Below are 22,561 nucleotides of genomic sequence, written 5' to 3' on the forward strand. Positions count from 1 at the left end.
GGCGTTGGAGAACTCAAAATGACTTCGATGCATGGAAAGATCGCGATCGTTACGGGCGGCACGCAGGGGCTCGGTGCCGCCATTGCTAAACTCTTCGCCGAGCGTGGCGCCAAGGGCATCGTCACGTGCGGTCGTGACGAGGCGAAGGGCCGCGCGAAAGCAGATGCGATCGCCGCAGCCACAGGCGCAGCGGTCGTCTTTGTGCGTGCTGACCTCGCGAAAACGGAGGATTGCGCCCGAGTCGTGGCCGAGGCGGACAGGGCGTTCGGGCACGTCGATGCCCTGGTGAACGCCGCGGGTGACACGAGCCGCGGCACGATCATCGACACGAGCCCCGAACTGTTCGACAGGATCTTCGCAATCAATACCCGTGCACCCTTCTTTTTGATGCAGGACACGGTCAAGCTCATGCGCCGCGACAAGGTGCAGGGCACGATCGTCAACATCTCATCGATGTCGGCGATGGGGGGCCAATCCTTCATCGCAGCATATTGCGCATCGAAAGGCGCGCTCGACACGCTGACGCGAAACACGGCTCATGCGCTGCTACGCAACCGCATCCGAGTGAATGGTCTCAATATCGGCTGGATGGCCTCGGAAGGCGAATACAACACCCAGCAGGTCTATCACGGCCGCACTGCGGACTGGCTCGAGGAAGCCGCCGCGCGGCAACCCTTCGGCCGATTGCTCGATCCGGTCGAGGTTGCGCGCGCCGTTGCGTTCTTGTCCTGCGATGAATCCGGAATGATGACGGGAGCCACGATCAACTTCGACCAAAGTATCTGGGGCGCCTACGATACGTCACCGCAACCGGAAACGCTGCTCTGAGCAATTGCGCTGCCAAGGCGATCCTAGATTGCATGAAGTAGATGTTGCGACATTGGCGTTTGTGCAATATTGATTGCATAGATCGAGGAGGTGAAGCAGCCGGATAGAGCTGCCACCGCACGATGGAGGGACGCGTGGCTTTGCTTGACGTGCGAAGTATCTCGAAGAGCTTTGGTGCCATTCGGGCACTGCACGACGTCAGTTTTTCGGTCGATGCAGGTGAGGTGGTCGGGCTGATGGGCGACAACGGCGCCGGCAAATCGACCATGGTGAAACTGATTGCCGGAAACTTTCCGCCGAGCGAGGGCGCCATCGTCGTCGATGGCAAGGCATGCCATTTCCACAGGCCGATCGAGGCGCGGGCGGAGGGCATCGAGGTCGTCTACCAGGAACTCGCGCTGGCCGATAATCTCACCGCCGCGGAAAACGTCTTCCTCGGGCGCGAAATAAAAAAAGGATTCTGGCCGCTCCGCATCCTCGACAAGCAGTCGATGATCAGGCGCGCCGGCGAGCTGTTCGACGAGCTCAAATCGGAAACCCGGCCCCGGGATCTCGTGAAGAAGATGTCAGGGGGGCAGCGGCAGGCTGTTGCAATTGCCCGGGCTCGGCTGTCCAATGCCAAGCTCGTCCTGATGGACGAGCCGACCGCGGCCATTTCGGTGCGACAGGTCGCTGAGGTGCTCGAACTCATCCGGCGGCTGAAATCGAGCGGCGTGTCGGTGATGCTGATCAGCCACCGCATGCCCGATGTGTTCACCGTCTGCGATCGTATCGTCGTGCTCCGGCGTGGCTCGAAGGTGGCCGACAAGGAAACAGCCAAGACCTCGCCGGAGCAGATCACCGGGCTGATTACGGGAGCGATCCGTGAAGCTTAGTGCAATTCAAGCGACCGAAGAGACCCACGCGGCAATCAGCGATATCGTCAACATCCGCGAGCAGAGCGCCCTCCATCGCGTGATGACCAGTCAGGCATTCTGGGTGGCCGCCGCGCTGTTTGCTCTGGTGGTCTTCATGACCTGGCTGGAGCCGACCTTTGGCACAGCCGATAACGTAACGAACATAACGCGCAACTTTGCTCCGCTTGCGATCATGAGCCTCGGCATGACCGTGGTCATCATCACCGGGGGAATCGATCTGTCCGTCGGTTCGGTGATGGGGCTCGTTGCCATTGTCACCGGGTTGCTGCTGACCTGGCACCATTCCTGGTATGTCGCCTTCGCAGCCGGGCTTTTGGCGGGCCTGGCATGTGGAGCCTTCAACGGCTTCTTCGTCGCCTATATTGGCATGCCATCGTTCGTCGTGACGCTTGGCATGCTCTCGATCGCGCGCTCGCTCGCCGTCGTGCTTTCTGGCAACCAGATGCTGTACCAATTTGGCCCGGACGCGCCGATCGTCAGGGCAATCGGTCAGGCGAAATGGCCGTTGCATCCGCCGACCGGCTGGGCGCCGCGCTGGATGCCGGAGTTCTCCTCCCATTTTTGGGTGATGGTGATCCTCGCTCTCATTCTCGGTGCCATCTTCATCTTCACGGCCTGGGCGCGCCATCTCTATGCGATCGGCTCCAACGAGAACGCTGCGCGCCTGACCGGCGTGTCGGTCGACTGGATCAAGTTCCAGGCGTACGTCTTTTCGGCTTTGACGGCTTCGATCGCCTCGCTGCTGCTCCTCGGCTACAGCGGCTCGGCTATCAACGCGATGGGGACCGGCTACGAGCTTCGAGTTATCGCGGGCACCGTCATCGGTGGCGCCAACCTGATGGGCGGCTACGGAACCGCATTCGGTGCCGTGATCGGCTCAGCCTTCCTCGAGGTGATCCGCAACGCGCTTCTCATGGCTGGCATCGATTCAAATTGGCAGGGCGCCTTTGTCGGCATGTTCATCGTCATTGCCGTGCTGCTCGGCATGCAGACGAGCGGAACGTCGCTTGTTGCTACGATCCGCGAGTGGATTGTCTGGAAGCGGGTTTAGGAGGCCGGCGACAACAGAGTCGGAAAGTTGGAGTCAACAAACAGGGAGGAGACACGTGCATAAACATCTACTGATGGCTGCCGTCGCATTTTCCGCGCTGATGGGAGGACAGGCCTGCGCGCAGCAGAAGTTCACTTTTGCGCTCGTTCCCAAGAACATGAACAACCCGTTCTTCGACCAGGCGCGCGACGGCTGCAAGAAGGCAGAAGCCGAGTCCAAGGGAGCCTTCCAATGCATGTATATTGGCCCCGGCGAGCATGGCGGCGGCGAGGAGCAGGTGCAGATCGTGCAAGACCTCGTCGCGAAGAAGGTGGACGGCATTGCGGTGTCACCATCCAACGCGGCTGCGATGGCCGTTGCGCTGCAGAATGCTAAGGCAGCGGGCATTCCCGTGCTGACATGGGACTCCGACCTGCTGCCCGAGAACAAGGACCTGCGCCTTGCCTATATTGGGACCCATAACTACGAGATCGGCGTCAATATCGCCAAGATCGTGCAGACCATCAAGCCGAAAGGCGGCACAATCTGCATCCAGTCCGGCGGCGCCGCCGCAGCCAACCACAACGAGCGCATGAAGGGTATCCGTGACACGCTGGCCGGCAAGGAGTCTGCTCAATCGCCCGGGGAACGGCTGACTGGGCAGAACGGCTGGAAGGAGATCGACGGCTGCCCGCTCTACACCAACGACGATTTCCCGCTGTCGGTGCAGCAATTCCAGGACACCATGGCAAAGAACCCGAACCTGGACGCGTTCACCCCGACGGGCGGCTTCCCGCAATTCCTGCCGGACGCCAATCGCGCCGCGGTCGCGCCGTTTAAGGACAAGATCGCCAAGAAAGAACTCGCGTTGGTGGTTGCCGATACGCTGCCGGTTCAGATCGATCAGATGAAGGAAGGGCTTTCGCTCGGCCAGGTTGGACAGCGTCCGTTCGAGATGGGCTATAAGACTATGTTCGCGCTGAAGGACATCAAGGACGGCAAGGCTGCGCCCGCCGATCCAACCTATACGGGCCTCGACGTTTGCACGACCAAGAACATCGACACCTGTGTCGCCAAGTAGTCCGTACTTGATAGCACAGCGGCCTGGCTACCAAGATCCTAGGTTCTGCCGGGGAGGCAGCAAAAGCCTGACATTCGCGGAAATCGTCCATCGTCGAAACTCTTCGTCTCGTGAGCCATCACGAACACGACAGGGAGCTTCGCGATGGACGATTTCGAGAGCCCAAATCCGAGGAAATGGGAGTAGCTCAGAAAGCAGCAAGTCATGTCCCGCAACCGAAAAGTGCGAGATATCGAGCGCATCCATGAAGGCTGTCGCATCCAATGCGAGGACGCCCGTATTGCCCGTTCTTAGCGCCTTATCAGACGTAAGCCTTATCAGACGTAAAGAGCGTCTCGCCGAATCCTCTCAAGGAAGGCACCATGCCCCCCCAGCCCGCGGCAGCAAGGTCGGGTGCGATGCCATTCCAGGTGGACAAATCATCAGGCCATCCGTGGAGCGACGGAGCGGCCTACCGATCTCTGCTCGTTGTATGAAATCTCGAGATCTCCGGCCGTGATCGTTGCCATGACAGGTCTCAGTTTCGGGGCCGAGGGTAACATCACCGCATTCGAACCGTTCCCATGATGCAGGCAATGCAGCATTTGGTCCAGCCATCGCATTGAAGCAGACCGTCACCACGCACGAGATTCGCGAGGGCAGGCTGATCCAGAAACCGCCCAAGGAAAGCGACGCTAGTCGCCCAAGCCACGGCGGTCGCGATATGTATTCGACCCCGCCGCACCACATTCATTCGTCAAAGAACAGTGGATGTTTCGCCACAAATGTCTGTAGCTCGCGCGCGACGCGGTCGAGATGGTTGGCCATCGCGAGCTTTGCCTGATCTGGGGCGCGCCCGGCGATCGCGCGGTAGATTGCCTCGTGCTCGCGGTACGTTCCTTCAGGCCGTCCGGGCTCGGGGAGCAGGGTGCGGCGAACGCGCTCGAGATGGGTTCGGATCGGATCGAGCACTTCGCCGACGCGCGCGAGACTGAGGCTCTCGGTCATCTGGTGATGAAATCTGGTGTCGAGTTCGTGGAACCCTTCGAGATCCCCGCTCGCGATGGCTGCCTTCTGATAGGCGAGATTCTGACCAAGCGCCGCGATCGCATCATCCGACATGCTTGCGGCGCAGACGCCGACCACCTCCACCTCCAACGCGCGGCGCATCAGCATCCACTGCCGGACGTCCTCGAGGTGAATCTTCGCGACGTAGGAGCCACTCTGCGGCTCGACCAGGACAAGACCTTCGAAGGCGAGCCGATTGATGGCTGTCGTGATCGACAGTTTCGACACTTCGAACGCCGCGCACCACTCGTTCTTGTCGATCGGCGTCTCGGGCGCGAGCGCCCCCGACACGATCGCCCGTTTCAGCGCGAGATAGGCCTGATCGACCTTCGATCCGCCCGCTCTGCGCCCTCGCACTGTTCCCGTGCCGCCGTTGACCCCGCCGACCGAATGCATGCTGTGTTCCCCCGGAGCGATCTACACGTTCCGACGCCATGGTCGCCAGCCGCGCAGCCAAAAGACTTGACGAGCGCCAACTGACATAACTAGCATATCAGTTAAAGAAGCAATGAACACCTGCGCCTCGGATCGTCTTCCAGAGACGGCCGGGAGGAAATAATTCCATGGAGGCACCCTTGGCCGCGCTCGGCGCCGAAGGAGGGAGCGTCTCGTCTCGCGTGGTCGAGCTTGGCGCTCGCGCCGGGGGGCCGTGCGGCCACGACGTGCTGTGCACAGAGCAAATCTCCAAATCCTTCGCGGGTGTCCAAGCCCTTCATCGCGTCGATTTCGATCTGCGCCACGGCGAAGTGCACGCGTTGATGGGCGAGAACGGAGCCGGAAAGAGCACCTTGATGAAGATCCTCGCCGGCGTGCACACGAGCTACGACGGCGACATCCGGATCGCGGGCCGCACGGTGTCGTTCAGCGACGTGCGTGATGCCGAAAACGCCGGCGTGGCCATTATCCACCAGGAGCTCAATCTCGTCCCCGAGCTGAGCGTGGCGGAGAATATCTTCCTTGGCCGCGAGCCGCTGATCGGTGGTGTGCTGATCGACAGGCGCCGCTTGGTTCGTGCGGCGGAACGCCTGCTTGCGCGGCTTGGCGTGTCCATTGCGTCCGAAACCAGGATTGCCGGCTTGCGCGTCGGCGAGCAGCAGCTCGTCGAGATCGCCAAGGCGCTGTCGCTCAATGCCCGCATTCTGATCATGGACGAGCCGACCTCGGCCTTGTCCTCCTCGGAATGCGACACGCTGTTCAAGATCGTACGCCAGCTCGCAAGCGAGGGCGTAGCGATCATCTATACCTCGCACCGCATCGAGGAGGTCTTGGAGCTTGCGGACCGCGTCACCGTGCTGCGCGACGGCCGGCGAGTGATGACCGCGCCGATCGGCGAACTCTCGCGCAGGGCGATCATTTCGGCGATGGTCGGACGCGAGGTGATCGCGAACGAGCGTGGCATGACGGCGCAGGACGGCGCGGATGTCCTCTCGGTCCGGAACCTGACGCTGGATACGCTCGGTCCGCACGGGTGGCGACGGACGCTGCACGGCGTCACTTTCGAGTTGAAAACTGGCGAAATCCTCGGCATTGGCGGGCTGCTCGGTTCCGGCCGGACGGAGATCCTGGAATCGATCTTCGGCGTGGCGAAGGGTTGGCGTGACGGCACCGTTGCGATCGATGGTTCGGTCGTCGAGATCAACTCACCGGCCGATGCCTATCAGCTTGGCGTTGCGCTGGTCAGCGAGGACCGCAAGGAGCGTGGCCTGCACCTGACGGCGTCGATTTGCGATAATGTCGCCCTGCCTTCGATCGGCGCGCTCTCGCGATTTGGCCTGCGTTCATTCGCCGGCGAACGCGCTCTCGCCATCGACATGATCAGGCGGCTCTCGATCCGCTGCACCGGTGTTGGCCAGGAAGCGGCCGCGCTCTCCGGCGGCAATCAGCAGAAGGTCGTGATCGGCAAGTGGCTCGCGACCGATCCTCGCATCCTGCTGCTCGATGAGCCGACCCGCGGCATCGACATCGGTGCCAAGCAGGAGATCTATCGGCTGATCTTCGATCTCGCCGCGCAAGGGCTCGGCATCATCGTGGTGACCTCGGAAATGCCGGAGCTCCTGCTGTTGTCCGATCGGATACTCGTCATGTGCGAGGGACGGCAGACCGGGATCCTCGCGCGCGAGAACGCGACTCAGGAGACCGTGATGCGTCTTGCAGCGCCGGGCATGGCCGCGTGGTCGCAGGAAGCCGCATCATGAAAGCGCTGCTCCGCCTTCTCTCCCGAACAAAGCTCTATTGGGGATTGGTGTTGATCTGTCTGATCGGCGCTCTCACCTCGCCGCAGACCTCGTCCGGCCACAACATTTTCCTGTCCTACGGCAACCTCACCGACGTGCTGCGCCAGGTCTCGATCACCGGGCTGGTCGCGACGGGCATGACCATGGTCATCCTGCTCGGCGGGATCGACCTGTCGGTCGGCTCCGTGATGGGCTTCTCGACAGTGATCTGCGCCATGCTGCTTACCAAGCCGGGCTGGACCTCGGCGACCATCATGGGAGTGCCGGCCGCGATCGTCGTCAGCGGCGCTGCCGTGGCACTGGCTGCGCGCTTCGTGGTCGCGGGGCTCGCCCGGGGGCGCGACGTCAGCGCCGGACGGCGCCGTGAGGTCGCGCTTTCGCGGTGGCAAGGCCTGGGCCTTCCGGGCTTGCTCGGCCTCGTCACCGCAGTCGCGGTCGGCTGGTGGGTGATGAATCAGGTACCGACCAAATTCGGTGTTCTCGGTGTGCTGCTCGTGGCGTCGTGTCTTGCGTTGCTGCTCGGAGCGCTCAATGGCGTCCTGATCGTCACCGGACGGTTGCAGCCGTTCATCGCGACGCTCGCGATGATGGTCAGCGCGCTGGGCATCGCGCGATTGACAGCGGGTTCTGACAACGCCGTAGTGCCGGTCTACACCGGCACCAATGCGACCGAGGCGTTCGAGCTGTTGCGTTCGATGTTGTGGGGTGTGCTGCCGGTACCGAGCGTCTTCTTCCTTGCCGCCATCTGCCTCTTCGGCGCCGTCCTGCGGTTCACGACCTTCGGTCGTTACGCCTACGCGATCGGAGGCAACGTTGAGGCCGCGAAGCTTTCGGGCATCAAGGTCGCGCGGGTGCAGCTCACGACCTATCTGTTGTCCGGCCTGCTCGCCGGAATCGCGGGTGTCCTGTTCGTGGCGCAGTATCGACAGGGCAAGCCCGATGCGGGCGCGGGGCTGGAGCTTGACGCGATCGCGGCAGTCGTGATTGGCGGCACCAGCTTGATGGGTGGACGCGGCGGTCTCGCCGGCACCTTTGTAGGCGTGCTGATCTTCGGCCTGCTTTCCGATATCCTCCAGCTTCAGAACATCGACTCTAACGTCCAGCTCCTGATGAAGGGGTTGATCATCGTGTGCACCGTGCTGGTGCAGGAGCAGAATCTCGGCCAGCTCATTGCGCGATGGCGGTTCAGCCATTCAGGCCAAGCGCGAGCCGATCCGCAAACAGCCGAGCCCCATCGGCTGCAAAACGCCGCAAAGGCGCAATTCGCAAGGGAGGATCTCGATGAAGCGTCGTGAATTCCTAAAATTGTCGACCACCGCGGCCGGCGCCGCGATGACGATCTACCTGCCGGTCGGCTGGACTCCGGCGAAAGCCGCCGGCAAGTCGAGAGTCGGCTTCAGCCAATGCACGACACTCGAGCCGTGGCGCGTGCAGTTCAACAAGGACATCCAGGCCGAGGCGAAGAACCATCCGGATATCGACCTCATCATCACCGACGGCCAGGACAAGACCGAAAAGCAGGTCGCCGACTGCGAGAACCTCATCGTGCAGCAGGTCAACGTGCTCCTGATCTCGCCGAAGGAATCGGCGGGCCTGACCGGCGTCGTGGAGAAGGCGATCGACGCCAAGATTCCGGTCATCGTGCTCGACCGCAACGTCGACACCAAGCGTATCACCCAGTTCATCGGTGGCGATAACGTCGCGATCGGCAAGGCGGCCGGTGAACATGCAGTCAAGCTGCTCGGCGGCTCCGGCAAGGCGGCGGGCAATGTCGTCGAGATCTGGGGCGGCATGGGCACCCAGCCCGCGCATGATCGGCACGACGGCTTCCATGCGCACACCGACAAGGAACCGGGTATCAAGTACCTGCTCAACAACCAGTCGGGCGACTGGAAGCAGGACAAGGCCTACAACATCATGACGACGGCGCTGCGCAACAACGAGAAGATCGACCTGGTCTATGGCCACAACGACCCGATGGCCTATGGCGCCTATCTCGCTGCCAAGGATGCCGGCCGCGACAAGGACATCAAGTTCATCATCGGCATCGATGGCTTGCCGGACGAAGGCGTCACCTGGGTTTCCAAGGGGCAGCTCACCGCAACGTTCCTTTACGCGACACCTGGCGCAGAAGGGCTGCGGCAGGCCGCCAAGCTGTTGAAGGGCGAGAAACTTGAACCGGTCATCACCCTGCCGACGATGCTGATCACCAAGGAGAACGCGCCGGAGATTCTCAAGAAGAACGGATTGCTCTGAGCCGGTTCAGCCTATTTGAACGTGGCGCGGAGTTCGGGCTAACGAGCCTCGAGCAGAACTCTTCAAATCGGGGGCCTGATCGCGCGCGTCGACCGCGCAAGATCAGGCCCTCCCGAACCGAGGTCAGCGTGGACGATCCAATCTTCGATAGAAGTGACGGAGTGTGGCTGAACGAGCCGGAACAATGGACTGCGCTTGCCGGCGGTCTGCATGTCGTCACCGATCGCGCCACCGATTTCTGGCAGGAAACCCACTACGGCTTCCACCGCGATAATGGGCACTTCCTCGGCTTTCCGACGACCGATGCTTTTACGGCCGAGATGCGGGTGCAGGGCGATTTTCAGGCGCTGTACGATCAAGCTGGCATCATGGTCCGCATCGATGCGCAACATTGGGTCAAGGCCGGTATCGAATTCTCAGATGGTCGAGCCATGCTCGCCAGCGTCCTGACAGACGGGCGATCGGACTGGGCTACTGCGCCCTATGAGCATGACCCTAGGGACTTCTGGGTGCGCGCAACCGTTGCGAACGGGACGCTTCGCCTACAGGTTTCACACGACGGCCGGGTCTGGCCGCTTATGCGGTTGTCGCCGTTCCCGAGGGCAAGCTGCTACCGCGTCGGACCCATGGCCTGCACACCCGAGCGCGCCGGCTTGCAGGTGGCCTTCTCGATGTTTCGCCTGACGGCGCCCCTCGGGAGGGGGCTGCACGATCTCGCTTGAAAGTCGCTGCTATAGCGGTAGCCGTGATGTCAGCCGATCCGGATTGGTCTGCGACAAGCCGAAGCGCGATTCGCCGAGCAAGGCGCGCGCGTCGGCGTCGAGTGAACATGTCAATAAAAGAACGATGCAGGTTGGAAAACCATCTAGACGAATGCCATGAGTTTCGAGACCTGATCTTGCCGACGATGTGATCGAATGGGCTATTCACTGCCGCTCCTGTGGCCTACCCGGACCTCGCCAGCCTGGCGACCTGGACAGCGCCGGCCGGCTCCGTGCATCAATGGGGGCGCGTCGCTCAGGGACGAACGCGGATGATCGTCATCCCCTTGCGTCGCTTGGTCGGGTTCAAGGCGACGACGGCCTCGTCGAGGGTCGAGACGTGGCCGATGTTCGTCCGCAGTCGTCCGTCCCGCACCCGCTGGACGATCTCACTCAGTTGGGCACGATCGGACTCGACGACGAAGTCGACTACGATGCCGTCGGTGGGCCGTGCCTCGGCCGGGCCGACGATGGACACGAACGCTCCACCGGCTCGAACGAGGCGTGCGGACCGCTTCCCGATGTCGCCGCCGATGACGTCGAACACCAGATCGACTCCGCCGACGTCTTCCAGGGCGCCGTTGTCGAGGTCGACGAACGCCTTGGCGCCTAAGTCGAGCACCGTCTGACGGTCGGCGGCGCGTCCGCTGCCGATGACGTGGGCGCCGAACTCTCGTGCGAGCTGTGTCACCATCGAACCGACTGCGCCGGCCGCGCCGTGCACGAGCACGCTCTGCCCTGCCTGAAGGCGGCCATGCTGGAACAGTCCTTGCCAAGCGGTGAGGCCCGAGATCGGCAGGCTCGCGCCCACCGTGAAGTCGACGTCGCCCGCGAGCGGCGCGAGGTTGCGCGCCTCCATGGCCACATACTCCGCCAGGGCGCCGTCGCGATACCAGTCGGCGAGGCCGAACACGCGCTGTCCCACTGACAGCCCCGTTGTGCCGTAGCCGAGAGCGGTGACCACTCCGGCCAGCTCGTGGCCGGGGATCGACGGTGTTCGGTCTTGGCCGAGGCGATCGGTCCAGGTCGAGGGCCACTCGAGTTCAGTCGGGACAAATCGCGACGCATGAACCTGAACGATAACGTCGTTTATCGCCGCCTGCGGCTTCGGTCGCTCCGCCAGCTTCATTCCACCCGTTCCTGCGGCCTGATCCGTCACAACGATTGCCTTCATGATCATTTTCTCCTCGGTCATTTGTCTCTTTGCTCGAAATGTTGCAGGCGGCGTGGACGCGCCGGCACTCCACAAATGCCGGCCATTGTCGAACTGTTTGTCTGCGCGTCTGCGATCTGCGCTGTCTGCGTCGACCGAGTTCCACGAAGCCCGATGGATCGGGAATCGTTCCAGCCGCTGGTGCTGGCGAATAGATGCGTTGCGCCTGATCATAAAACAGTACCAAGACTGCCGATTTTGGCAGTACCATCACACGATGGCTGCCCTCCGCATCCAACTCGATCGTGCCAGAAGGACTCCGCTGGCTGCCCAGATTTATTCGGCGATCCGAGAGGGCATCGAGAACGGACGGCTCGCCTCGGGCGCGCGGTTGCCCTCCTGGCAGGATCTGGCCGCTCAACTCGGCGTCTCCCGCGGCACCGTCCGTGTGGCTTACGAGCGTCTCATCGCCGAGCAATTCGCGATTGGTCTTGGGGCGGCAGGAACTCGTGTGGCCGAGCGGCAGTCCAGATCCTCAATACCTGATTGGTCGCCGGAAGCCCCGCTTCTGCCGGACCTCTTCTACGAGTTCGGAAGGGCACCACTGGCATTTCAGATGGGCGTTCCCGCTCAAGACGCCTTCCCATTCAAGCTGTGGTCGCGCGTCCTCTCTCGTGAGACCCGGCGGGCTGCGGCCGCACCGGTGACGTATCCGGATCCGCGTGGCGATCCGGAGCTGCGAAAGGAAGTCGCGGCTTACTTGGGGCTCGCCCGCGGCATCCGGTGCACCCCCTCTCAGGTGCTCATAACAGGTGGATTCTCCGGTGCGCTCGGTCTGGCGATCCGAGGGCTTCAGCTTGCAAATATGGGAGCTTGGATCGAGGATCCAGGCTTTCCGCTCACCCGCACCGCCCTCGGCCTGGCTGGCTTGGCCGTGACAGCTGTCCCGGTCGATGCGGAAGGACTAGATGTTGCTGCTGGTGTCCAGAACGCCGCTGGAGCGAAATTGGCAGTTGTGACACCAGGCCAGCAGGCGCCGCTCGGGATGCCAATGTCGCTGCCGCGGCGGCTTGCGCTGCTCGCCTGGGCTCGGCGCAACGACACCTGGATCATCGAGGACGACTACTTGAGCGAACTGCAGCTGAAAGGACGGGCGGCTCCGGCTCTTGCATCGCTCGATCATGGAGGACGGGTGCTGCACATAGGCAGTTTCAGCAAAACGATCAGCCCGGCGCTGCGCCTGGGTTTCATGGTCGTGCCGCCGGAACTGAGTGGTCGGTTCGCTGAACTCGCTGCTTGCCTAGCACCGGCGCCGGCTGCAGCCGTGCAGCGCGCTGTGGCGGAATTCCTGCGGGAAGGGCACTACATTCGCCATCTGCGCCGCATGAAACGGCTTTACGCCGCTCGACGGGAGGCCCTGCTTCGTTATCTGGGAGAGGCGGCATCAGACTCGATAAAGTCGCAGGCAACCGCCGGTCTGGCTGTGGTGATCTTGCTTCCCGAGTTTGTATCAGACGTGGACGTAGCTTTGCGCGCCCTACAGTTCGGCCTGGCCCCGGCTCCCTTGTCGCCGTGGTACAGGCAGCCTCCGCGGCGGCAGGGACTGCTGCTCTGCGTGACCAACCTCAATGAACGGCGGCTGCAGGCCGACTGTCATCGGTTGTTGGAATTGGCGCGATAGCACTCATGGAAGCACGGCACCTACGCATTGTCGTCCGTTTCGACGCTATCGTTTCAACGAGCAGACGTATCGCTCGTCTTCCCAAGCGATTTGACCGAGCGGGGCTTACCAGTACTCCGACAGAACGTAGGCGCAAATGGCGCGCCTTCACACTTAACCCTGTCATATCGTAGGGGGGCCATGATCGCTCGTTCAACGGGATCGAGCCGGGCCAGCCTGATAACCCGGTGAGGGCGTATCAATTATTGATCCTCTTCTTGGTTTTCGCCCCTGTCGTGCCCCACACGTCGGAGCCACGAGTTCGAAGCCGGATTCGTACGTCCATTTGGCTCAGAGCAGGGCGCGAAGAGAATGGCTTCAGGCGGCTTTGCTTTCCCTCCAGATAACGATGAATAGTTCCGGGAGCGCAGGGAAACGCGTAAACCGTCCAGGACTCGATCCGAACTAGGAGGCATCGATCTACTACACGGTCTCAAGTCCTCCGATTTTCCTTCCCAAGCTGATCGCGTCCTACGCGCCGATCGCGGAGCCCGGCTGACCGCCCGACGCTTCATCCCGCCTTGCTGAACGCGGCGGGAAGCGTGGCGAGGAACGACATCACGCGCTGCGTGCGCAGGGGCGGGCGGCGGTTGGAGGTGCGCAGCATCCATAGTGGCTCCGCCGGCGCGCGCCAGGGCGCAAGCACTTCGACGAGCCGGCCGGTGCGCAGGTCTTCGTGGACGAGCCACGCCGGCCCCCAGCCGATGCCGAATCCATTCGCGATCAAGGCGACCGAAGCGTGCGCGTCGTCGCAAATGTGCTTGGGCTTGGGCGCGACGCGAACGGGTTTTTTGCCGCGCGGATCGGTGAAGCGCCAAGTCAGGATTTGGCCGTTCGCGGGATTGCGGAAGCCGACGTGGTCATGCGCGGAAAGCTCGTATGGAGTCGCCGGCACGCCGCGCGCGTTCAGATAGGCGGGCGAGGCGCAAGCGATCCAGGAGAACGTGCAAAGCCGCCGCGCCTGATGGCCGGGCACGCGGTCGAGGGGTCCTGAGCGGATCGCGACGTCGACGCCTTCCGCCGCGAGATCGAGAATCTCGTTGCGGAATTTGACCTCGATCTCGATTTCCGGTCGCTCCCGCAGGAACGCGGGCAGTCGCGGCAGGATGCAGGCGCGCGCGAACGAGGCGGGGGCCGTCACGCGCACCCGTCCGCCATCGTCGCGCGCGGCTTCACCGAGCGCGGATTGGACGCGGGCGAGACTTTCGGCCAGCGTGCGTCCTGCCGCCATCAGCCGGTCGCCTTCTTCGGTCAGCGCCAGCGAATGGGTGGAGCGATGCAAGAGCCGCATTCCGCGAGCCTGTTCGAGGCGGGCGACCGCCTTGGACATCGCCGAGGTGGTCGTCCCCGCTCGCCGCGCGGCTTCGGCGAAGGAGCCCGCCTCGACGACGCGAACGAAGGCGAGGAGACGCGAGAGGTCGGGAGGCAAGGTCGTTGTGGACATTCAGTCCACATAGTCATGGCGGCATGGTCGCTACAAGAGCCGTTCCCGACGGGCCAAATGGGGAGCGTCAGCGCGCAATCTGCGCAGCTAGGAACAGCGGGAAGTCCCATGAACCCCATCGAAATCACCCTGGAAGCCCTCGACGCCGCCGAGCGCGCAATTCCCCCCGGCCAGCCGGTCTATATGCTCAATCTGCTCCGCTACCGCCCGTATGCGCGTTACGAGGACGGCTTCGACGCCGCGCCCTGTTCGGGCCGCGAAGCCTTTCATGAACGCTATAGACCGGCATTTCGGCGTCTCGCGGCCGGTAAGCCGCTGGTGCGGATGTTTTCCGGGCCGGTCCTGGCGAGCCTGGTCGGCCCGCAAGGCGAACGCTGGGACGAAGCGGCGATCAATGAATACGGCGATTTCGCCACTTTCCGCTCGATCGTCGACACCGAGACCTACCGGCGCGAAGCCGCCCCGCATCGGCACGCGGCGCTCGAGGATTTCCGGTTGTTCGCGCTCGCCAAGGCGATGTGAACGCATTGAGGCGGGCGACCGTGCGTTCGCCTCAACGAAGCTCAACGCTACAACGATGCTGCGCACGCGGTCAGTGGGGACGCTTGAGAGCGAGGTTGAGCAGCCTAGTTGGTGCCCCTGGCCGGAATCGAACCAGCACTCCTTGCGGAACTCGATTTTGAGTCGAGCGCGTCTACCAGTTCCGCCACAGGGGCATTCGCTTGTCTCCCGTGGCCGGGGCTTGCGAAGCGGGCGGACTATAGCGGGCGGCGAGACGGGGTCAACCCGCGCGGACGTGATTGTTCCCGATCTCGACAGCGGCGCACGGCGGGGATAGAGGCAGGCAGACCGCCCGAATGCAGGCGAGGGAGAGCGACGTGACCACCGATACTTCAGCGCTGGCGCGCTCCGCAGGCACTACGATGAATCCGGCGCTCACGGCGGCGCTGCTGGCCGCCGGCATTGCCGCGGCGACCCTGGCCGGCGCCTGGTACATGCAGCTGGTCTGGGGCCTGCAGCCCTGCGAGCTCTGCCTCAAGCAGCGCTATGCCTATTACGCGATCGTGCCGCTCGGGCTCTTGCTGGCGCTGGCGGCGAGCCGGGGCGCGCCGCGGCCGCTGCTCGTGGCAGGACTTGTGCTGATCGCGCTGGCCGCCCTCGGCAATGCCGGGCTCGGCGTCTATCATTCCGGCGTCGAATGGGGATTTTGGCAGGGGCCGACCGAATGCACCGGGCCCGTCGGCAATTTCGGCAGCGCCGGAAGCCTGCTGGAGCAGCTCGACAAGGTCAAGGTCGTGCGCTGCGACGAGGTGCAGTTTCGCTTCCTGGGCCTGTCGCTCGCCGGATACAACGTGCTGATCTCGCTGCTGATGGCCGCGATCGCCGCCTGGGGCATCAGCCGGGCGCCCCGAAACGTCTAATCGTCCACGTCATCCTGCGGCCGTCCGAACAGATGGACGATGCCCGGCGTGGCGATGGTGACGAACACGAAACGCGACAGATGGTGCGCGCCGACGAAGATCGGGTCGATGTGCAGGGTCAGCGCCAGCGCCATCATCGCGTCCATCGCGCCCGGCGCGAAGGCGACGATGGTGTCGGAGAACCGCACATGGGTGCTCAGCACGATCACCACGACGAAGACGGCTGAGATCAGGACGGCCACGGCGAATGAGCCGAGGCCCGCGTGGAGGTGGCCGACCAGGGTCTTGACCCGCATGCGCGCGAAGCGGCTGCCGATCAGGGCGCCGATCCCGATCAGCGCCACGCCGCGCATCCAGGGCGGCAGGCCGCCGTCGACCCAGCCGATTCCATGCAGGATGCCGGCCGCGAGCATCGCACCGAACAGCCAGCTCGCCGGAAACTTGATCAGCTGCAGCAGCAGCGAGACGGCCAGCGAGCCGACCAGCATGGCGGCAAGCCCGAGCGGCGAGGCGACCGCCATGGTCATGGCCGGGGAGGAGGCAGAGGTGACGCCAGCAAGCGCCAGCACCAGGGGCAGCGCGGCGGTGAGGATGATGACGCGCAGGGTCTGCACGACAGCGATCGCCGGCAGGTCGGCGCCGCGCTCGACCGCGAGAATGGTGATCTGCGACAGCGCCCCGGGGCTGCCGGCGAGGAAGGCCGAGGTGCGGTCCCAGCCGTGAATGCGCTGCAGATACACGCTGGAGGCGAAGGTGGAGCAGAACGTCGCCAGCGCCAGCAGGCCGATGGTCACGGGATAGGCGCTGACATGGTTGATCAGGTCGCGCGACACAACCGAGCCGATGGAGATGCCGAGCAACAGCAGCAAGGTCTGGGTGATGATCGGCGGCACTAACAGCGGCCGCCCGGCGATCGCCGCGATTCCGGTCGCGACCATCGCGCCCGAGATCAGGCCGCCGGGCAGGTGGGCGACGAGAAAGATCAGGCCGCCGGCGGTGCCGATGGCGAGCGTCTCGACCGCGCTCAAGGCCTTGGCGCGGCTGGGAAGATCGATAGCGAGGGAGGAGATGATCTGGCGCACGCCGCCTTATGCCAAATCGCGCTGCAGCGAACAATCATTCGGCTTGCGGAGCAGCAATGCAGGAGGGGGCGCGAGAGCCGATCGCGAAAACCGCCGGCGAAGGTCACCGGCGCGCAGGGCTCGTGGCCCCGCGCGCCTGGCTTGTCTGTCCTCGGCAGCGATTACTTCATCTTCGTATCGGTCGCGGCCCCGCTCTGCTGCTTCTTGCACTCGGAGCGGAATTTCTTGCGCTCCTTGCCGTGCAGGCCCTTGGCATCGGCTTCCTTGGAGCATTCGAGCGAGGCGGCGCTGCGCGCCTTCTTGTCGGCCGGCGCAGCCTTCTCCGCTGCGGGAGCATCGGCCTTGGGAGCCGAGGATTGGGCGAAGGCGGGGGCGGCGAGCAGGAGCGTGGCAAGGGCGGCACCTGCGAGGCGGGCGGTCAGTGTCATGTCGAAACCCCTATGTGACGAAAGCCGAAAGCTCGGCTTTTGATGCTGAACCGCGCATGAATGGCGCACTGCGGAATGTCGATTCGATCGGACTATATTTTCGCAAAGACTGCGTCGGACCGCTTTGTCAGTTCGGCACGCTGCCGGTAGTATTACCGTCTCATTTGTTGTCATACCCTTCAGGGAGACCAAGGATGACCTTTCAAGCCAAATTATTGATCGCCGCCGTGTCAGGCTTCGCGGCCTTCGCTGCGGTCGCGCCGGCCCAGGCGCTGACCATGCAGGAATGCAGCGCGAAGTATAAGCAGGCCAAGGACGCCGGCACGCTCAATGGCCAGAAGTGGAACGACTTCCGCAAGGCCCAGTGCGGCGCTGACGCGACCGCCGCGGCGCCGGCGGCAGCGCCCGCCGCTCCGGCTGCGCCGGCAGCCGAGGCCAAGCCGGCGAAGCAAGCGACCAAGGAGGCGGCCCCGGCCGCTCCTGCCGCAGTCGGCAACGCGGTTTTCCCCTCGGCAGTCGACCAGAAATATTCCAAGGAGACGGCCGGCAAGGCGCGCATGCACACCTGCGTCGACCAGTACAATGCCAACAAGGCCACCAACGCCAATGGCGGGCTGAAGTGGATCCAGAAGGGCGGCGGCTATTACAGCGAGTGCACCAAGCGCCTGAAGGGCGCGGCCTGACCGGCCGATTGACGGGCGGCCGGATACGGACGTGTCCGGCCGCAGACCTGCCAGCTTCCTGGGAGGCCCCGCTCTGGCGGCGGCCGCCACGATCGATCTGCAATGATTGCAAGCCTCAGTCTCATTCTGCTTTGCCAACTGGTCGGCGAAGTCGTGGTCCGCGCGTCAGCGCTGCCGCTGCCCGGACCGGTGCTCGGGCTGGTGCTGCTGCTCCTCCTCTTGCTGTTGCGCGACCGGATCGGCGGGCTCGCGATCGGTCCGCTCTCCAAACATGAAACGAAGGACGGCGTCGAGGACGTCAGCCGGGTGCTGCTCGCCAACCTCTCGCTGCTGTTCGTGCCGGCCGGCGTCGGCGTGGTGCAGAAGCTCGATCTCATCGCCGCGCATGGCCTCGCAATCGTCGCGGTCCTGCTGATCTCGGTGGTGATCACGCTGCTGGTGACGGTCGCGGTCTTCCTCGTGATCAGCCGATGGCTGGCGCGGAGCCCAGGCAAGCCATGACGACCAATCCATTCTCGCTCTGGGTTTATCTATCGCAGTCGCCGCTGCTGTGGCTGACGGTGACGCTCGTCGTCTACGCCGCCACGGACGCGATTTCCCTGCGCACGCGACGGCATCCGCTCGCCAATCCCGTGCTGCACGCGATGTGGATCATTGGCGCCTTTCTGCTGCTGACCGGCACGCCCTATACGGCCTATTTCGCCGGTGCCCAGTTCGTGCATTTCCTGCTGGGGCCCGCGACCGTCGCGCTCGCCGTGCCGCTCTATCAGCACCGCAGGCTGGTCACGCAGGCGATCCTGCCGATGCTGGCCGCCCTGGCCGTGGGTTCGGTCACCGCGATCGTTTCGGTGGTGTGGCTGGCCGAAGCCTTCGGCCTGCCGCGCGAGGTGGTGCTGTCGCTCGCGCCGAAGTCGGTGACGGCCGGCGTTGCGATGGGCATCAGCGAATCGCTACGGGCCGATCCCTCGCTGACCGCAGTGGCCGTGGTGTTGACCGGCATCATGGGCGCGATCATCGTGACACCCCTGATGGACCGGACCGGCATCAGGGATTTCCGGGCACGCGGTTTCGCGGCGGGCCTTGCCGCGCATGGCATCGGCACCGCTCGCGCGTTCCAGGTCGACCAGCTGGCCGGCACCTTTTCCGGCATCGCCATGGGCCTGAATGCGCTCGTAACCTCGTTTATCGTTCCGCTTGTAATCACATTGCTGGTGCGCTGATGCAGACTTGCCTTTCGCTTCGAGACGTGTGCCTGCTGCGACGATGATCTCGACACTCCAAGGCATCCTGGGGCTCATCTCCGGCGCCATGGTCGGCTTCTCGCTGGGGCTGGTCGGCGGCGGCGGGTCCGTGCTCGCGGTGCCGCTGATGGTCTATGTGGTCGGCGTGCCGGAGCCGCATATCGCGATCGGCTCCAGTGCGATCGCGGTTGCGACCAATGCAGCCATCAACCTGTTCAACCATGCCCGCGGCGGCACCGTCATCTGGCGGGTCGCTGCCGTTTTTGCGGTGGCCGGCATCATCGGGGCATTCTTTGGCTCCCTGCTCGGCAAGATGGTCGACGGACAGAAGCTGCTCGCACTGTTTGCGCTGGTGATGCTTGTCATCGCGATGCTGATGCTGAAGACGCGCGCGCGGGTCGGCGTCCCCGACGTCAAGATGAGCATGGCCAACCTGCCAGCGGTGATCGGCTTCGGCCTTGCGACCGGGTCGCTGTCTGGCTTCTTCGGCATTGGCGGCGGGTTTCTGATCGTGCCGGCGCTGATGGCGGCCACGGGCATGCCGATCATGAATGCGGTCAGCTCCTCGCTGGTCGCGGTGACCACCTTCGGCCTGACCACCGCGGCGAGCTATGCCTGGTCCGGCCTGGTCGCCTGGGACCTCGCCGGGCTGTTCATCGCCGGCGGTGTTCTCGGTGGCCTGGTGGGGACATGGTCGGCGCGCCGGCTCTCGGAGCGGCGGGGCGCCCTCAACATCGTCTTTTCTGTCGTGATCACGGCCGTGGCGCTCTATATGCTGACGCGCAGCCTGTTGCATATTTTGTTCTGAGCTCATGAGCCGGGGGGGGCGACCATGAAACATGTTTCCAATCAGATCGTCGCTGTCCAAAGCCGGCGGACCACGCTGGCGTTGCTCGCAGCCGGTAGCATCGCGCTGCCGCTGCTGCCGCGCATCGCCCGTGCGCAGGAGGTCGACGAGCCGGACGAAGCCTCGGTGCTGCGCGACCCCGAAGCCCCCATGACCGGCAACGCCGATGGCGACATCACCATCGTCGAATGGTTCGACTACAACTGCCCGTATTGCCGCAAGCTGCAGCCTGAGCTGCAGCAGGTTGTGCATGACGATGGCAAGGTTCGCTGGGTGTTGAAGGAATGGCCTATCCTCGGGCCCGGCTCAGTGGTGGCGGCGCGAATGGCGCTCGCCTGCAAATATCAGGACAAATATCTGCAGGCGCATGATGCACTGATCGGCGGCAATTCGAAGCTGACGGAATCGCGGATCGACGAGGTCCTTGGTGAGGCCGGCATCGATGTCGACCGCGCCAAGCGCGATCTGGCTGCCAACACCAAGGCGATCGACGCCATGCTGGCACGCAACGACGCGCAAGCGCGCGGCTTGCGCTTCCGCGGCACGCCGTCCTTCATCGTTGGAAAGTTCAGGGTGCCGGGCGCCCTCACCATCACGCAGTTCGAGCAGGTGATCGCTGACGCGCGCAAGGCGAAGGCCGCGAACTGACGATCGAGCTGCAAGAAAAGGGCGCCGTCGCATGGTGCGACGGCGCCTTCGCCTTGTTTGATCTAATAAATGTTATTTCGACGAGATGCGAACCCAGTCGTCGTGCGCGCGCTCTTTGATGGCATGCCAGTTCGCAGCCGCGACGTCCCAGTTCACGATCGTGCGATGCGCCTGAGCGGCCTGGCCATTGGCGACATCAGACGTCTGCATGGAATCGTAGATGTAGACGCCAAAGCCCAACAGCAGCGCACCCAGGATCATCCCCAAGAAGGTCTGCATAACGGAATCCTCCAGTGACGGCCAACAACGCCGGCTTCGAATGATGGTTCCGCGCCCGCCGCGTCTGGCCCGCAGCAACGCAGCTAAATCATCAAGTACGCGCTTTTTCAGGCGCTGAATCTGGCCCCGACGTGACCAGATTGAGCCCTTTCAGCTCGTCCGGCTTGAAGATGAACAGTCTGTCATGCGGCGTCTCCATCGCATGCACCCAGACGTCGAGCTTCACGCCCATGTCGGCCAGATAGCGCTCGCAGCGCGCGGAGATGGTTTGTCCCAGGCTCATTTCGTCGCGCGGCGTTACGTTTGCGGGCTGCATCGCCGCAATCTGGTGCACACCGATCACGGCACGTTCGCCGGCGCGGCGCTCGATCCCGCCGGCGAAGACCAGCGGACAGGACGAGGCGCAATATTTACCGGCCTCGACCTCGGTTGCGAACTTGCGCGTGCGGATGAGCCGGCCGATGGCCAATGCATCGGCGACCGCGCCGCCCGGCGAATTCAACACCACCGTCTTGATGTATTCGCCATGCTTCTCGACCTCGGCCGCAAAGGCCTGCGAGCTGCCGGGCGTGATGGTGCCGCTCGCCAGCAGCCGCCCGCCGCCGCCGAGTTCGAAGCTGATCGGCTGCGCCAGCGCAGGATCGGGCTGCGGCAGCGGAATCAGCCGCTTGATCAGCGGCGCAAGGAGCGATGGCGCGCCGGGTGGTGCGTCCGTCATCGGCGCGTCCTGCTGGACCTCCGTCTGGGACAATGGATCTGACATCGCCAGCCAGCCGGCGCGTTCGGCCAGATCGGCGCCGAGCACTGCGACGGTGACGACGAACACCAAACGAAAGATCCAGCGCAGGACGCTCTCATCTGCCTTGTCCGCCAGCCAGGCGTGCACCCGTTCTGACAAGGCCGCACGCATCGGTCACTTCCCAGTGCGCGCTGATGAGAACGAGGTGACGTTCTCTTCTGCGGCTGTCGGGGGCGGCGCGGTCTCAGCCGCCGGCGGCATGCGTGGCTCCAATGCGACCTCGCGCGCATCCGCCGCGCGCCGCGCATCCTCGACTTCGCGCGCGACCTGCAGGGCCGCCACCAGGTCACCGGCCGTAAGATTGGAGGCGCTGACGGCCGGCAGTCCTTCGCGGCGGATGGCGGCATGCACGACGCAAAGGATCAGGACCAGGACGGCCGGCATCAGGTCGATCGAGATCGCGCCTGCCCAGCTCGGAACGAAATCGCCGGCATAGCGCAGCACCGCTTCGGCCGGCGACAGCGTCTGGAATCGCGCCGGCTCGACGCGCGGCATCGCCAGGATCTTGTCGGCGGCATCGGCGAGTGAGGCGGCCTGGGTCCCGATCGAGCCCTCGACCTTGCCGACGACAGCGGTCTGGCGCTCCGCCAGATCGCCAGTGCGGCCACCTGCTGCCGGCGCAATGAAGCCGGACGACAGTGAGGAGGCTGCGCGCTTCACCG

The 22,561-nt window shown here is 64.0% G+C and carries 23 protein-coding genes, 1 tRNA gene and 1 pseudogene; 16 read left to right on the plus strand and 9 right to left on the minus strand.

Annotation, left to right across the window (positions count from 1 at the left end; all coding sequences use genetic code 11):
• Positions 1 to 18: 18 nt before the first annotated feature.
• The 4 genes from BRAS3843_RS05175 (at position 19) to BRAS3843_RS05190 (ending at position 3,856) form a co-directional block, all read left to right on the plus strand.
• Positions 19 to 828, plus strand: a complete 810-nt coding sequence (locus tag BRAS3843_RS05175) for an SDR family oxidoreductase (RefSeq protein WP_008967698.1) — start codon at positions 19 to 21, stop codon at positions 826 to 828.
• A 134-nt stretch (positions 829 to 962) separates the two neighbouring features.
• Entirely contained in the window at positions 963 to 1,703 is a 741-nt protein-coding gene (locus BRAS3843_RS05180; protein ID WP_008967699.1) for an ATP-binding cassette domain-containing protein, read from the plus strand.
• Positions 1,693 to 2,796 carry an ABC transporter permease gene (locus BRAS3843_RS05185; protein WP_008967700.1) on the plus strand — a complete coding sequence of 368 codons (1,104 nt, stop codon included), beginning with the start codon at positions 1,693 to 1,695 and terminating at the stop codon, positions 2,794 to 2,796. The genes BRAS3843_RS05180 and BRAS3843_RS05185 overlap by 11 nt, the downstream gene beginning before the upstream one ends.
• A gap of 55 nt (positions 2,797 to 2,851) precedes the next feature.
• Positions 2,852 to 3,856, plus strand: coding sequence for a substrate-binding domain-containing protein (locus tag BRAS3843_RS05190; protein ID WP_008967701.1), 1,005 nt, complete (start codon positions 2,852 to 2,854; stop codon positions 3,854 to 3,856).
• A gap of 729 nt (positions 3,857 to 4,585) precedes the next feature.
• Here BRAS3843_RS05190 and BRAS3843_RS05195 read toward each other — a convergent pair.
• A complete protein-coding gene (locus BRAS3843_RS05195) occupies positions 4,586 to 5,299 on the minus strand; it encodes a GntR family transcriptional regulator (protein WP_008967703.1) in 714 nt (237 codons plus the stop codon).
• A 167-nt stretch (positions 5,300 to 5,466) separates the two neighbouring features.
• Between BRAS3843_RS05195 and BRAS3843_RS05200 the strand changes: the two genes are divergently transcribed.
• From BRAS3843_RS05200 to BRAS3843_RS05215, 4 genes are all read left to right on the plus strand, one after another.
• On the plus strand, positions 5,467 to 7,098 hold the full coding sequence (locus BRAS3843_RS05200; protein ID WP_008967705.1) for a sugar ABC transporter ATP-binding protein: 1,632 nt from the start codon (positions 5,467 to 5,469) through the stop codon (positions 7,096 to 7,098).
• Positions 7,095 to 8,432, plus strand: coding sequence for an ABC transporter permease (locus BRAS3843_RS05205; RefSeq protein WP_008967706.1), 1,338 nt, complete (start codon positions 7,095 to 7,097; stop codon positions 8,430 to 8,432). The genes BRAS3843_RS05200 and BRAS3843_RS05205 overlap by 4 nt, the downstream gene beginning before the upstream one ends.
• Positions 8,419 to 9,393 carry a substrate-binding domain-containing protein gene (locus BRAS3843_RS05210; RefSeq protein WP_035980878.1) on the plus strand — a complete coding sequence of 325 codons (975 nt, stop codon included), beginning with the start codon at positions 8,419 to 8,421 and terminating at the stop codon, positions 9,391 to 9,393. The genes BRAS3843_RS05205 and BRAS3843_RS05210 overlap by 14 nt, the downstream gene beginning before the upstream one ends.
• 128 nt (positions 9,394 to 9,521) lie before the next feature.
• Positions 9,522 to 10,115, plus strand: coding sequence for a DUF1349 domain-containing protein (locus BRAS3843_RS05215; RefSeq protein WP_008967708.1), 594 nt, complete (start codon positions 9,522 to 9,524; stop codon positions 10,113 to 10,115).
• 295 nt (positions 10,116 to 10,410) lie between these two features.
• Here BRAS3843_RS05215 and BRAS3843_RS05220 read toward each other — a convergent pair whose 3' ends face one another.
• A complete protein-coding gene (locus BRAS3843_RS05220; RefSeq protein ID WP_008967709.1) occupies positions 10,411 to 11,328 on the minus strand; it encodes an NADP-dependent oxidoreductase in 918 nt (305 codons plus the stop codon).
• Between BRAS3843_RS05220 and BRAS3843_RS05225 the strand changes: the two genes are divergently transcribed.
• The gene (locus BRAS3843_RS05225) at positions 11,327 to 12,988 is read left to right on the plus strand and encodes a PLP-dependent aminotransferase family protein (protein ID WP_347379567.1); all 1,662 of its coding nucleotides are present in this window, start codon (positions 11,327 to 11,329) and stop codon (positions 12,986 to 12,988) included. The genes BRAS3843_RS05220 and BRAS3843_RS05225 overlap by 2 nt on opposite strands.
• Before the next feature lie 550 nt (positions 12,989 to 13,538).
• Here BRAS3843_RS05225 and BRAS3843_RS05230 read toward each other — a convergent pair.
• Positions 13,539 to 14,471 carry a LysR family transcriptional regulator gene (locus BRAS3843_RS05230; protein ID WP_008967711.1) on the minus strand — a complete coding sequence of 311 codons (933 nt, stop codon included), beginning with the start codon at positions 14,469 to 14,471 and terminating at the stop codon, positions 13,539 to 13,541.
• Between the two features lie 108 nt (positions 14,472 to 14,579).
• On the opposite strand from BRAS3843_RS05230, the gene BRAS3843_RS05235 reads away from it, so the two are divergent.
• On the plus strand, positions 14,580 to 14,993 hold the full coding sequence (locus BRAS3843_RS05235) for a hypothetical protein (RefSeq protein ID WP_008967712.1): 414 nt from the start codon (positions 14,580 to 14,582) through the stop codon (positions 14,991 to 14,993).
• A 109-nt stretch (positions 14,994 to 15,102) separates the two neighbouring features.
• Here BRAS3843_RS05235 and BRAS3843_RS05240 read toward each other — a convergent pair.
• Positions 15,103 to 15,187 (minus strand) — tRNA-Leu (locus BRAS3843_RS05240).
• A 207-nt stretch (positions 15,188 to 15,394) separates the two neighbouring features.
• On the opposite strand from BRAS3843_RS05240, the gene BRAS3843_RS05245 reads away from it, so the two are divergent.
• Complete coding sequence (locus BRAS3843_RS05245; protein ID WP_008967713.1) at positions 15,395 to 15,892, plus strand: disulfide bond formation protein B; 498 nt, start codon at positions 15,395 to 15,397, stop codon at positions 15,890 to 15,892.
• Here the strand turns inward: BRAS3843_RS05245 and BRAS3843_RS05250 are convergent.
• Positions 15,889 to 16,974: an AbrB family transcriptional regulator gene (locus BRAS3843_RS05250; protein ID WP_008967714.1), complete on the minus strand. Its 1,086-nt coding sequence runs from the start codon at positions 16,972 to 16,974 to the stop codon at positions 15,889 to 15,891. The two genes, BRAS3843_RS05245 and BRAS3843_RS05250, sit on opposite strands and share 4 nt — an antisense overlap.
• A 161-nt stretch (positions 16,975 to 17,135) precedes the next feature.
• Entirely contained in the window at positions 17,136 to 17,402 is a 267-nt protein-coding gene (locus BRAS3843_RS05255; protein ID WP_008967715.1) for a PsiF family protein, read from the minus strand.
• Positions 17,403 to 17,596: 194 nt separating this feature from the next.
• Between BRAS3843_RS05255 and BRAS3843_RS05260 the strand changes: the two genes are divergently transcribed.
• The 5 genes from BRAS3843_RS05260 to BRAS3843_RS05280 all read left to right on the plus strand — a co-directional run bounded on the left by BRAS3843_RS05260 (position 17,597) and on the right by BRAS3843_RS05280 (position 20,821).
• Positions 17,597 to 18,085 (plus strand): hypothetical protein, encoded by a 489-nt coding sequence (locus BRAS3843_RS05260; RefSeq protein ID WP_035980880.1) that lies wholly within the window; start codon positions 17,597 to 17,599, stop codon positions 18,083 to 18,085.
• Between the two features lie 102 nt (positions 18,086 to 18,187).
• Positions 18,188 to 18,586, plus strand: a complete 399-nt coding sequence (locus BRAS3843_RS05265; RefSeq protein ID WP_008967717.1) for a CidA/LrgA family protein — start codon at positions 18,188 to 18,190, stop codon at positions 18,584 to 18,586.
• The gene (locus BRAS3843_RS05270; protein WP_008967718.1) at positions 18,583 to 19,305 is read left to right on the plus strand and encodes an LrgB family protein; all 723 of its coding nucleotides are present in this window, start codon (positions 18,583 to 18,585) and stop codon (positions 19,303 to 19,305) included. The genes BRAS3843_RS05265 and BRAS3843_RS05270 overlap by 4 nt, the downstream gene beginning before the upstream one ends.
• Positions 19,306 to 19,348: 43 nt before the next feature.
• Positions 19,349 to 20,134 carry a sulfite exporter TauE/SafE family protein gene (locus tag BRAS3843_RS05275; protein WP_008967719.1) on the plus strand — a complete coding sequence of 262 codons (786 nt, stop codon included), beginning with the start codon at positions 19,349 to 19,351 and terminating at the stop codon, positions 20,132 to 20,134.
• 24 nt (positions 20,135 to 20,158) lie between these two features.
• Positions 20,159 to 20,821 (plus strand): DsbA family protein, encoded by a 663-nt coding sequence (locus tag BRAS3843_RS05280; protein WP_008967720.1) that lies wholly within the window; start codon positions 20,159 to 20,161, stop codon positions 20,819 to 20,821.
• Positions 20,822 to 20,893: 72 nt separating this feature from the next.
• Here BRAS3843_RS05280 and BRAS3843_RS05285 read toward each other — a convergent pair whose 3' ends face one another.
• From BRAS3843_RS05285 to BRAS3843_RS05295, 3 genes and pseudogenes are all read right to left on the minus strand, one after another.
• Entirely contained in the window at positions 20,894 to 21,100 is a 207-nt protein-coding gene (locus BRAS3843_RS05285) for a hypothetical protein (protein WP_008967721.1), read from the minus strand.
• 91 nt (positions 21,101 to 21,191) lie between these two features.
• Positions 21,192 to 22,010 (minus strand): hypothetical protein, encoded by an 819-nt coding sequence (locus tag BRAS3843_RS05290; RefSeq protein ID WP_008967722.1) that lies wholly within the window; start codon positions 22,008 to 22,010, stop codon positions 21,192 to 21,194.
• Positions 22,011 to 22,013: 3 nt separating this feature from the next.
• Positions 22,014 to 22,561, minus strand: a pseudogene (locus tag BRAS3843_RS05295) (hypothetical protein); the annotation flags it as partial.

Origin of the sequence: Bradyrhizobium sp. STM 3843, assembly GCF_000239815.1 — a bacterium.
Classification (GTDB): Bacteria; Pseudomonadota; Alphaproteobacteria; order Rhizobiales; family Xanthobacteraceae; genus Bradyrhizobium.

Bases quoted from the DNA above. Each gene is read 5' to 3' on its own strand.
- BRAS3843_RS05280 (WP_008967720.1), top strand. From the start codon at position 20,159: ATGAAACATGTTTCCAATCAGATCGTCGCTGTCCAAAGCCGGCGGACC.
- BRAS3843_RS05225 (WP_347379567.1), top strand. From the start codon at position 11,327: ATGATCATTTTCTCCTCGGTCATTTGTCTCTTTGCTCGAAATGTTGCA.
- BRAS3843_RS05205 (WP_008967706.1), top strand. From the start codon at position 7,095: ATGAAAGCGCTGCTCCGCCTTCTCTCCCGAACAAAGCTCTATTGGGGA.
- BRAS3843_RS05195 (WP_008967703.1), bottom strand. From the start codon at position 5,299: ATGCATTCGGTCGGCGGGGTCAACGGCGGCACGGGAACAGTGCGAGGG.
- BRAS3843_RS05270 (WP_008967718.1), top strand. From the start codon at position 18,583: ATGACGACCAATCCATTCTCGCTCTGGGTTTATCTATCGCAGTCGCCG.
- BRAS3843_RS05175 (WP_008967698.1), top strand. From the start codon at position 19: ATGACTTCGATGCATGGAAAGATCGCGATCGTTACGGGCGGCACGCAG.
- BRAS3843_RS05285 (WP_008967721.1), bottom strand. From the start codon at position 21,100: ATGCAGACCTTCTTGGGGATGATCCTGGGTGCGCTGCTGTTGGGCTTT.
- BRAS3843_RS05265 (WP_008967717.1), top strand. From the start codon at position 18,188: ATGATTGCAAGCCTCAGTCTCATTCTGCTTTGCCAACTGGTCGGCGAA.
- BRAS3843_RS05235 (WP_008967712.1), top strand. From the start codon at position 14,580: ATGAACCCCATCGAAATCACCCTGGAAGCCCTCGACGCCGCCGAGCGC.
- BRAS3843_RS05230 (WP_008967711.1), bottom strand. From the start codon at position 14,471: ATGTCCACAACGACCTTGCCTCCCGACCTCTCGCGTCTCCTCGCCTTC.
- BRAS3843_RS05255 (WP_008967715.1), bottom strand. From the start codon at position 17,402: ATGACACTGACCGCCCGCCTCGCAGGTGCCGCCCTTGCCACGCTCCTG.
- BRAS3843_RS05275 (WP_008967719.1), top strand. From the start codon at position 19,349: ATGATCTCGACACTCCAAGGCATCCTGGGGCTCATCTCCGGCGCCATG.
- BRAS3843_RS05260 (WP_035980880.1), top strand. From the start codon at position 17,597: ATGACCTTTCAAGCCAAATTATTGATCGCCGCCGTGTCAGGCTTCGCG.
- BRAS3843_RS05210 (WP_035980878.1), top strand. From the start codon at position 8,419: ATGAAGCGTCGTGAATTCCTAAAATTGTCGACCACCGCGGCCGGCGCC.
- BRAS3843_RS05220 (WP_008967709.1), bottom strand. From the start codon at position 11,328: ATGAAGGCAATCGTTGTGACGGATCAGGCCGCAGGAACGGGTGGAATG.
- BRAS3843_RS05200 (WP_008967705.1), top strand. From the start codon at position 5,467: ATGGAGGCACCCTTGGCCGCGCTCGGCGCCGAAGGAGGGAGCGTCTCG.
- BRAS3843_RS05245 (WP_008967713.1), top strand. From the start codon at position 15,395: ATGAATCCGGCGCTCACGGCGGCGCTGCTGGCCGCCGGCATTGCCGCG.
- BRAS3843_RS05290 (WP_008967722.1), bottom strand. From the start codon at position 22,010: ATGCGTGCGGCCTTGTCAGAACGGGTGCACGCCTGGCTGGCGGACAAG.